Origin of the sequence: Streptococcus cristatus (assembly GCF_003943465.1) — a bacterium.
GTDB classification, from domain to species: Bacteria; Bacillota; Bacilli; order Lactobacillales; family Streptococcaceae; genus Streptococcus; species Streptococcus cristatus_C.
The window spans coordinates 37,721-47,446 of sequence record NZ_RJPR01000014.1 but is presented as its reverse complement, the minus strand read 5'-3'; the positions used below and the strand labels follow the sequence as shown (position 1 = coordinate 47,446).

Sequence of the window (9,726 nt, the reverse complement as noted above, 5' to 3'; positions counted from 1 at the left end):
TGCACATTGGTTCGTCTTGTTCAGTTTTCAAAGGTCTTTACCGCTCTCTCAAGCGACAACTATATCAGTATATCACCTATCCACTCCCTTGTCAACACCTTTTTGAAATTTTTTTATCTTTTTTTCATCTTTTCTTCCAACCCCCTCTAAAATCACCTATAAATCAATAACTAAAAGGGAAAGGTTAACTCTTCTTACCTCTCCCCTATCCACTATATCACCGTGCTGCTAAAGTCTATTAAATATTCCTCTAACTCTCGCAACAGTCTTTTACGTCCCTTAAACCGCTCATCGCCTAGTAAAAATTTGTTTCCACAGACACTATCTTAAACATGATCAAAGTTGTAAAGTTGAGGATAGTGATCACACTCTGGATTTTTGGGATGGCAAATAGCCCGACCAAAGTAGATCATAGCCTGATGCGCAGCTAGCCAGCGTTCAGGTGGGAGAACGTCCATAACACGTTTTTCAACTTCTAAAGGACTTGCTGACTTTTTGACAATATCGTGGTGTTTACAAATGCGTTCAACATGCGTATCAACGGCAAAAGCTGGAATACCAAACCCTACACTCATGACCACGTTAGCTGTCTTACGCCCCACCCCAGCTAAACTTTCTAATTCTTCCCGAGTCTGAGGCACCTGTCCATTGAAATCGTCCAAGAGTTGCTGAGCACATTTTTTCAGAAATTTGGCCTTATTTCGATAAAGGCCTAAGCGTGAAATGTGCTTGGCAATATCTGCCTCGGATGCTGCTACCATAGCTTCTGGAGTAGGATAAGCTAAAAATAGATTCGGTGTAGCTTTATTGACTGCAGCATCTGTCGTTTGAGCGGATAACATGACTGCCACGAGTAGCTCGAAGTGATTTCTAAAATCTAAACTTGGTTTGGCATCGGGAAATAGGGCAATGATCTCCTCGATGACATGGCGTGCTCGTTTTTTTGATAAAACCATCAGTATACAATCTCCTTTGCTTGTTCTATATTATAGCATAAATTGATAAAGAAAAAGCCGAGCGTGCTCGACCTTTCTTAGACTGTTTTTTCAACTTTTAGGATTTTGACATCATAACTGCCAACTGGTGTTTCTACTGTTGCAATATCACCAGTCTTCTTACCAATCAATGCTTGACCAATTGGACTTTCATTTGAAACTTTTCCAGCAAAAGCATCCGCACCAGCTGAACCAACGATAATGTATACTTCTTCTTCAGTCTCACCGACTTCTTGGATAGTAACAGTTTTACCGATGGCAACTTCATCTTTAGCAACTGAATCACTATCAACAATCACAGCATAGCGAATTTTAGTCTCCAGACTTGAAATTTGTCCTTCAACGAAAGCCTGCTCGTCCTTTGCTGCTTCATATTCACTATTTTCTGATAAATCTCCGTAAGAACGAGCAATTTTAATGCGTTCTACTACTTCTGGACGTCGGACCAATTTCAATTCTTCTAATTCTTGTTCTAATTTTTCCTTTTCTACAAGGGTCATAGGATAAGTTTTTTCAGCCATTACTTTATTTTCTCTCTTCTTTCTATTTTTTGATAAAACAAAATTATGTGGAAAACCACATAATTTTGTTAGAACTTTCACCTTATTGGTTTAATTTGCTATTAACGTGTTCTTCCACATTCTTAGCGTGTTCTTCGTAAGTATTTGCAAAATATACAGCCCCTGTTTCCACATTTGCTACAAAATACAAGTACTCTGTCTTGCTTGGATTAATAGTAGCTTCGATAGCAGACAGGCTTGGACTATCTACTGGACCAGGCATCAAACCTTGCTTCTTGTACACATTATAAGGCGAGTCAAGATTTGTATCAATTTCAGCATCTTCTTTAAGAGTTGTCTTTTGACCAAGTTTTCCTTGAGCGTAAAGAAGCGCAATATTGCTCTGAAGTGGCATAGCTTGGTTCAAACGATTATAAAAGACGCTCGCAATATCTTTGCGATCCTGATCAGTTGATCCCTCTTTTTCAACTAAAGAGGCGAGGGTTAAAACATCATTGACCGTCAGATTCTTAGACTCAATTGTTGAGTAATACTGCGACAGATTTGTATTCATAGCAGCTAACATTTGGTCAATCAGTTCTTCAACCGTGGTTTCTTTTCCATAATCATAAGTAGCTGGGAAAAGATAACCTTCAAGACGATATTTAACACCACTATCCTTGCTCGGCAAAGTTGCTAGAAGCTGCGGATATTTAGCTGCCATTTTTGCAATAAAGTCCTCATCTTGAGCTTTATTTAGAAAATCTTCCTTGCTGAATGGTGTTTTAGTATTCTTGTTCGCAGTTTTTGCAGCATTGACAGTAGTTGCCTCGGCGATTTGCTCCAAGGTATATCCCTCAGGAATTGTTATCTTGCCAAGAACTGGAGGCTGTGGTGTATCTGTCCCACCTTCTTGTAATTGCTTAGCAATCGTGTCTAAATCCATACTCTTTTGAAGATTATAGTAGCCAGATTGGAAATTACCATAACTTCTGATTTTTGAATAAAGATTAAAGACTTGAGCGTTCTTAATCAGGCCTTTCTTTTCTAAAATCTCTCCGATTTGTTTGGTACTAGAACCGGCAGGAATCTCCACCGTCACATATTCTGTCGATTTGGCATCTACTGGCTTCAGCGCGGAAGAGACATAATTGTATCCTACAAAACCAGTAATACCAAGGCCCAATAGGAAAAGTACCAAGACTGTCATCACGATTCGATTGGCTAGGCCATTTTTACGTTTTTTCTTTTTACTACTATTGGTACGATCTGCACGTGAACGTTTCTTTCCATGAGCAACATCTCTACGGCTTAGCGTTGGTTCTGCAGTAGAAAAGTCTTTTTTAGCTTCTCTTTCATCTGTAGTGTTTGAATCAGGTAACACTGTTTCTTTTATCTCACCTGCAACAGACGCTACCTTTTCTTGATAAGCTTCTGAATGAGGCACAGAGGTTTGAACCTCTCCAGACTCTATACTTTCCTTCTTAGCAACATCAGCTTGTCCTGGTCCATCAACATTTGATGGAACTTCTGAAATCGTAGAATTACGAACTATATTTTCTAGCACATCTGCCTGAGTATGAACAGTAGGCTCGCTTTGTCCCATTGGCTCTTCTACTTTGATCTTACTAGGTTCTTCCTCTACTGAAGTATCCTTCTCTAGAACCTCATGAGATTTTTCAACAGCAGAAACGAGAGATTCCAAGCTCTCCGCCAATTCCATTTCTTTACCTAAAAGAGGCTGCGCTTCTTCCTGAACTGAGTGATTTTGGGTACCATTGGCTGCTGCCAACTCATTCAAAATTTTCTCTTTAAAACTCAGCGTCTTTTCGTTATCCTGTGAATTTTCAGTCAAAAACTTGATCTCCTTCTTCATAATCCCTAACATTATATCTTAAAAGTCAGATAAATGCAATCATATCCGACTTTTAAAACTATATTATTTATGAAAGTTATATCTGGGGATTTTCCCAGACCATATCAAACCATACTTCATCTGCATACGTTGAGGCTGAACGGCCTTCGTTGACAAAGTCATGTTGCTCATAATAGGCTATCAAATAATCATGACAAGTGAGATTAATGCCGTGGCGTTCATCAGCAATCGCAATTTCCTTCATAGTGTTCAACAAGGATTTTCCGACTCCTAAGCCCTGTGCTTCTTTAGAAATAGATAGACTGGTTACAGAGATAAATCCGCCAGCCAGATAGCTATAATCTTCAACGTCCTCCGTAAAGGAAATATCTTTTAAATAGCGTTCTGGTCGGACAGGACCTTCTAAATAGCCCAAAATCTTGCCATTTTTTTCTGCAACCAAAAAAGTCGAAGGGATCATTTCAATGTGCTTTGCCAATATTTCACGACTAATAGCCTCTTCTGGATTAAAATTTTCCAATTCGATAGCATAAATGGCATCTAAGTCAGCCATTTGAGCTTGACGGATAATCATCACTTCTCCTTAAAATTGGGATTTTCCCATACCATATTTGACCAGATAGTCCCACCGTGAGTTGAGTCAGAAATCCCTTCGTGGACAAAGCCATTCATCTCATAATAAGGTATCAGCTCATCATGGCAGGTTAAGCTAATGCCCCGCCGGTTTTGCTGAACAGCTGTCTCCTTGAGAGCTGCAAGCAACAAGGTTCCGACACCCTGCCTCTGAAAATCCGGATGGACGGACAGACTTTGGACGGCAATGAAGCCACCTTCTGAAGGATTAACACCCACCTTGCTAAAGAGATCATCTGTCAAATATCGCGTTTGAACAGCTGGCCCAACAATATAGCCCGCCAGCTGACCATGTAGCTCTGCCAGCAAAAAAGTATCCGAGATGCGTTCAATCCGCTCTTTGATAACTTTTGCACTGGCTGCTTCTGCTGCTGGAAAATTCAGCTGCTCGATTGCAAGAATTTCCTCCCAGTCGCTCAAGTCAGCCTGTCTGATTCGAATCGGTGCTTCCATCAAGTCTCCTCCTACTGAACGTTGCTAGTCAGATTGGACAAGAGACGTTCAAAGGAATATTCATAGGTCTGGATATCTCCAGCTCCCATAAAGACGTAAACTGCATTATCGTGGTCAAGAAGTGGAGAGACATTGTCCACATCAATAACCTTGGCACGCTTCACAATCTTTTCAGCCAAATCCTCAACCTTAACATCGCCCTTATCCACCTCACGCGCAGATCCGTAAATCTGAGCTAAATAGACTGAGTCAGCCTGATTGAGGGCTTCCGCAAATTCGTCCAAGAGAGCAATAGTCCGAGTGAAGGTGTGCGGCTGGAAGATGGCCACGATTTCCTTGCTTGGATACTTCTGACGGGCTGCATCCAGTGTTGCGATAATTTCCGTTGGATGATGGGCAAAGTCATCAATAATGACTGTGTCGTTGACAATCTTTTCTGTAAAGCGGCGCTTAACCCCACTAAAGGTCGTGAGATGTTTCCTTACTAGATTCAAGTCAATACCTGCAATGTAGAGGAGACCGATGACCGCTGTTGCATTCATAATGTTGTGACGGCCAAAGCTTGGAATCTGGAACTCACCCAGCTCTTGCCCACGGAAAGAAACTTTAAATCCTGAACCACTGGTAGAGCGCAAGAGGTCGTGAGCAACAAAGTCGTTGCCTTCTTCCTTGAAACCATAGTAGTAAATCGGTGCATTTGAAGTAATGCGGCGTAGTTGCTCGTCTTCTCCATAAACGAAGAGCCCTTTTGTAATCTGCTTGGCGTAATCATTGAAAGCATTAAAGACATCTTCCAAGCTTGTGAAATAATCCGGATGATCGAAGTCAACATTGGTGATGATCGAATATTCCGGATGATAAGGCATAAAATGACGCTCGTACTCGTCTGATTCAAAGACAAAATACTTGGCATTAGCAGAACCGCGACCTGTACCATCCCCAATCAGATAGCTAGTATCTGTGATGTTGGACAGAACGTGAGAAAGAATACCCGTTGTCGAAGTTTTCCCGTGAGCACCAGCCACACCTAGGCTGACAAAGTCACGCATAAAGCTACCCAAAAATTCATGGTAGCGCTTGTAGCTAATACCATTGGCATCTGCATAGGCAATTTCCACGTTGTTATCTGGACGGAAGGCATTACCGGCAATAATTTCAAAATCCGACTGGAGATTTTTCTCATCGAAAGGCAAAATGGGAATCCCAGCCTGCTCCAGACCCCGCTGAGTGAAATAATATTTATCAACATCGCTTCCCTGAACCTTATGGCCCATCTGATGCAACATCAAAGCCAAAGCGCTCATACCTGAGCCCTTAATTCCGATAAAATGATAAGTTTTCGTCATGATTACTCCTTAAATCTTAAACAACTGAAGCCTTATTGCCCTTGGGCATCTGAACTCAACTTGGTGATGTCCAATTCCTGAGCTTTTTTATGTTTATTGTGTTTTTCTCGCTTCTTGCCCTTGTTATAGACTTGGCTGGTTTTGAGAAAATCGTAGTTATTCTTTTTCTTTTTTTCTGGATTCGTTGGTACTTCTATGAGAGGTTGAGACTGAACATCTGCTAATATGTAGCTATCTTGCTTTAGCTTATCACTGAACTTCGTTAACTCACCTGGATTTTCCTTTTGGAAAGGGGCTGTTGGTTTAACTGGATTTCCCTCAAAAGGAGGTGCCACCTTCCGACTACGAACCTTATTTGGGAGCTTGCTCGTCAAATAAGCAGCCGAACGTTTTTTCCTCAGATCAGCCCGAGCTTCCTCTCGTGCTTGCTCAGCATAGCGAATAGCTGGATCCTTCTTATCAATCGGCTTTTTAAAATCCGTAACTGGAGCTTGCTTCTTTCTAGCTTTACTTACAGTTTGACTAGGAGCAGGATTTTCTGGCTTCGCAATCGGCATCCACTCTAAATAATTACGGTCCTGGTAGTCCCCTTTAATGTTGCTAATCAGATCCAACTCATCGTACAAATTCATGTGTGGCATTTCTGTCAACATGATTTCGTCATCAGCAATTATAGGAAATTTAGTATTTGTCATAGCATGTCCTTTCAACTCTTCATTATTATAAACTATTCAAACTATTTTTCAAGCGATTCAGAAGAAATTCCAAGAATTTCTCGAATTTCTTCCATCGAAAGACTAGAGCGAGACTCTGCACCATCTAGAATCGTTGAAACCAGATTTCGTTTAGTGTCCTGTAATTCCTGAATTTTTTCTTCTATAGTTCCCCGTGTAATCATACGATAAACTTTTACATTCCGTTCCTGCCCGATGCGATGAGCCCGACCAATAGCTTGAGCTTCTACTGCGGGATTCCACCAAAGATCCACTAAAATAACCGTATTTGCACCAGTTAGATTGAGACCGACACCACCAGCTTTAAGAGAAACCAGAAAGGCAGATCTTTCTCCTTGATTAAAGGCTTTTGTCATCTCCTGACGTTCTTTTGCCGGAGTTGAGCCTGTAATTTTGAAGGACTCCATTCCCATCTGATTCAGTTCTTGCTCGATAATATCCAGCATGCCACGGAATTGTGAAAATATGAGAACACGATGTTCACCGTCTTGGATCTGCTCTAACAGCTCACGCAAACTTTCCAGCTTACCGCTTTCCCCATCGTAATCATCCATAAAAAGCTTGGGAGTATCACAAATTTGACGGAGTCGCATAAGTCCAGACAAGATTTCAATTTTGCTGCGATTGATTTCTTCCTCCGTTGCATGGAGAATTCGCTCCTGCATTTGCTTGAGCAGGGCTAGATAAATTGTTTTCTGGCTGTCTGCAAGTTCGTTACGGTAAGAAACCTCAATCAAATCAGGAAGTTCTTGCAAGACTTCTTCTTTCTTACGCCTCATGACAAAGGGTTTAATATAGCGCGCAACTGTTTCCGCAGGCATCTTCAAAAAAGCTTTCTTGCTCGGTAATAAGCCCGGAAGGACGATCTGAAAAATTGACCAAAGTTCACCGAGATGATTTTCAATCGGCGTGCCAGACAAGGCATAAGTCCGCTCCACCTCAAATGCTCTCAAATATTGAGCAATCTTGCTCTGGTCATTCTTCATGACTTGCGCTTCGTCCAATATCAAATAGTCAAAATGAACTCCTTTATACTCTTCAACATCTTGTCTGAAGGAAGCATAGCTGGTAATGGTAATCTGATGGTCTTCTGCAATCACAGCATCTCGAACATTTTTCAGTCCATACACAACGGCCACATCCAAGTCTGGAGCAAATTTGGCAAACTCATCGCTCCAGTTGTAAATTAGACTCGACGGCGCCAAAATCAAAACTTTCTTAGACTTGGTCAAATGAGCAGTCAAGAAAGAAATGGTCTGAAGGGTCTTTCCCAAGCCCATGTCATCGGCTAGAATGCCACCAAATCCATATTTATTCAGCATGGATAGCCATTTTACACCCGTTTCTTGATAATCTCGAAGCTCTGCCTGAACTTTCAGCTTAGGCAGAGGAAAATCCTCAGGATGGGTCAAATCATAAGCCAGCTGGCGAAAATCCTGCGCCAAGTTAACTCTTTCCTGATCTTTGAACAATTCAGAGAGTTGATAGGCAGCCAAGCTATGCGTTTGGATAACCCCATTTTTAGAATGTTTGCTTCTCAATTGTTGCAAGGTCTGGCTGATTCGCTTACTATTCTCATCAAAAATCACAACTTGACCCGTCTTGCTGATAAAGTAATCTTTTTGGCTCAGCAACGAATCTAGAACATCATCCACCTCAGACTGATCGATACCAGTAAAGTCAAAGCCAATATCCAAGAGCCCACCATTCATACTGATGGAAACCTTCGGAGGTTCTGTTTGAGATAGGCCCAGTAGCTCATCTGACAAGTAGACATTGCCCAATGCTCTAAAGCGTGGAATCAAGACGGAGAAGAAACGGTAAATTTCTTCGGGTCGTAATGGCGGACGCTGGCTGATAAAATCATCTGCAAAACCTGCCTCCAGCATTGCTTTAAAAACTTGCTGTTCCCGCTCAAAATTGCTGGAAAAAGGCAGCTTTCTCAGCTCTTCACGACTGGTGACAGTGTGACTACCATAATCAAAGACAAGGTCCAGCAATACTTGCTTGTCAGCTCCCAAATAAAAATTGAAATCCACGGTGAAATCATGAATGAACAGACGCTCAGGTGCTGTCACACGGCCAATTTTTTTAAACTCAAGCAGACTCACTGCCAGTTTGGACTGCTCAGACACATCAAACTGCAGGCGCTTGCCCCGCTCTTGCTCAATCGGCAATTCCTGTAAAGCCTTGACTAACTTGGTCTGCTCAGTCGTCAGCTGATAGAAGGTCTGATTATGAAAAAGAAATTGACCTCCATAGAGCATCTTATAATTCTTTTCAGATATCAGCAGCTCAAAAAAGTTTTCACGCTCTTGCACCTCAAACTGATAAATCTCCGCCTCTTCATGCAAGTCTTGGAAAAATACCTCGGCATAATCATAAAAGCTATATTCCAAACGAAACGAAGTGAGATTCATCAAGCGAGTCACGCCTTCCTCAAAAAGACTGGCTGGAAAATAAAGGTGCCGCCCAGCATTGGGAAAGACCAACGAAGAGTCCTGCCCCTTATAATCCGTCACCAAGCCTCGTAAAAATTCTAGCAAATCTTGACTAGCTTCATCAAAATTATCCATGCGAATAGGCTCATAGTAGTTCTTGCCGATCTGATAATGGCCACCCTTATTCAAGGTTCTCAAAAAGGACAAAATATCACGCACTACATAAGAACGCTCATCTGGCAGTCGACTGATCCGCAGACTCCATAAGAATTGTCCAGTGTAAGTATCTTCCTGACCGGTCGCCAATAGCTCATAACGGACTTGCTGACTGGATTTATCTAGCAAAATCTTATCCAAAAAAAGACTACCAAAAGAAACCAATTTCTGGGCTTCCTGACTAGAAGACTCTTTTTCTGTCATCTTCGCCAGCAGATCTTTACCCGCCGAATCATTTTTCAAAAAATATTCCAAGGCAGCCAGATGGGCGCAGTACTTCTTCTTTTGGAAAAACTCACAGGAGCAGAAAACTGCATCATCATCTAGACTATAGCGCAGATTGTACTGATCCACGCGCGTGTATAAAAAGGAATCTTTGACGTCAAGAATTTGGACTTTTTTGCTGTCACAGAGGGCAATTCCTTCCGTTCGAATTTTACCAGGAATTAATTTAGCCATACCTACCACCTAACATTTATCCCTTTATTATACCATAGGACAGCTATAAAAATAAAATAGAATTTCTTTATTT

8 protein-coding genes are annotated in these 9,726 nt (G+C 41.6%); all 8 read right to left on the bottom strand.

The genetic code is table 11. The features are described from left to right. Positions 1 to 326 precede the first annotated feature (326 nt). The 8 genes from nth to D8793_RS10925 all read right to left on the bottom strand — a co-directional run bounded on the left by nth (position 327) and on the right by D8793_RS10925 (position 9,653). Positions 327 to 956 (bottom strand): endonuclease III, encoded by a 630-nt coding sequence (gene nth, locus D8793_RS10960; RefSeq protein ID WP_125372175.1) that lies wholly within the window; start codon positions 954 to 956, stop codon positions 327 to 329. Positions 957 to 1,033: 77 nt separating this feature from the next. Then, the gene (gene greA / locus D8793_RS10955) at positions 1,034 to 1,516 is read right to left on the bottom strand and encodes a transcription elongation factor GreA (RefSeq protein WP_005592281.1); all 483 of its coding nucleotides are present in this window, start codon (positions 1,514 to 1,516) and stop codon (positions 1,034 to 1,036) included. A gap of 82 nt (positions 1,517 to 1,598) precedes the next feature. After that, positions 1,599 to 3,383, bottom strand: a complete 1,785-nt coding sequence (mltG, locus tag D8793_RS10950) for an endolytic transglycosylase MltG (RefSeq protein WP_185761064.1) — start codon at positions 3,381 to 3,383, stop codon at positions 1,599 to 1,601. 64 nt (positions 3,384 to 3,447) lie between these two features. Further along, positions 3,448 to 3,945, bottom strand: a complete 498-nt coding sequence (locus D8793_RS10945; protein WP_125372171.1) for a GNAT family N-acetyltransferase — start codon at positions 3,943 to 3,945, stop codon at positions 3,448 to 3,450. Next, a complete protein-coding gene (locus D8793_RS10940) occupies positions 3,945 to 4,457 on the bottom strand; it encodes a GNAT family N-acetyltransferase (protein WP_125372169.1) in 513 nt (170 codons plus the stop codon). Before D8793_RS10940 ends, D8793_RS10945 begins: the two co-directional genes overlap by 1 nt. Before the next feature lie 11 nt (positions 4,458 to 4,468). Further along, positions 4,469 to 5,803 (bottom strand): UDP-N-acetylmuramate--L-alanine ligase, encoded by a 1,335-nt coding sequence (murC, locus tag D8793_RS10935; RefSeq protein WP_125372167.1) that lies wholly within the window; start codon positions 5,801 to 5,803, stop codon positions 4,469 to 4,471. Between the two features lie 32 nt (positions 5,804 to 5,835). Continuing rightward, positions 5,836 to 6,498 carry a divisome accessory protein ZapJ gene (zapJ, locus tag D8793_RS10930; RefSeq protein WP_125372165.1) on the bottom strand — a complete coding sequence of 221 codons (663 nt, stop codon included), beginning with the start codon at positions 6,496 to 6,498 and terminating at the stop codon, positions 5,836 to 5,838. A 41-nt stretch (positions 6,499 to 6,539) separates the two neighbouring features. Further along, the gene (locus D8793_RS10925) at positions 6,540 to 9,653 is read right to left on the bottom strand and encodes a pilus expression-regulating Snf2 family helicase (protein ID WP_125372163.1); all 3,114 of its coding nucleotides are present in this window, start codon (positions 9,651 to 9,653) and stop codon (positions 6,540 to 6,542) included. Between the last annotated feature and the right edge of the window lie 73 nt (positions 9,654 to 9,726).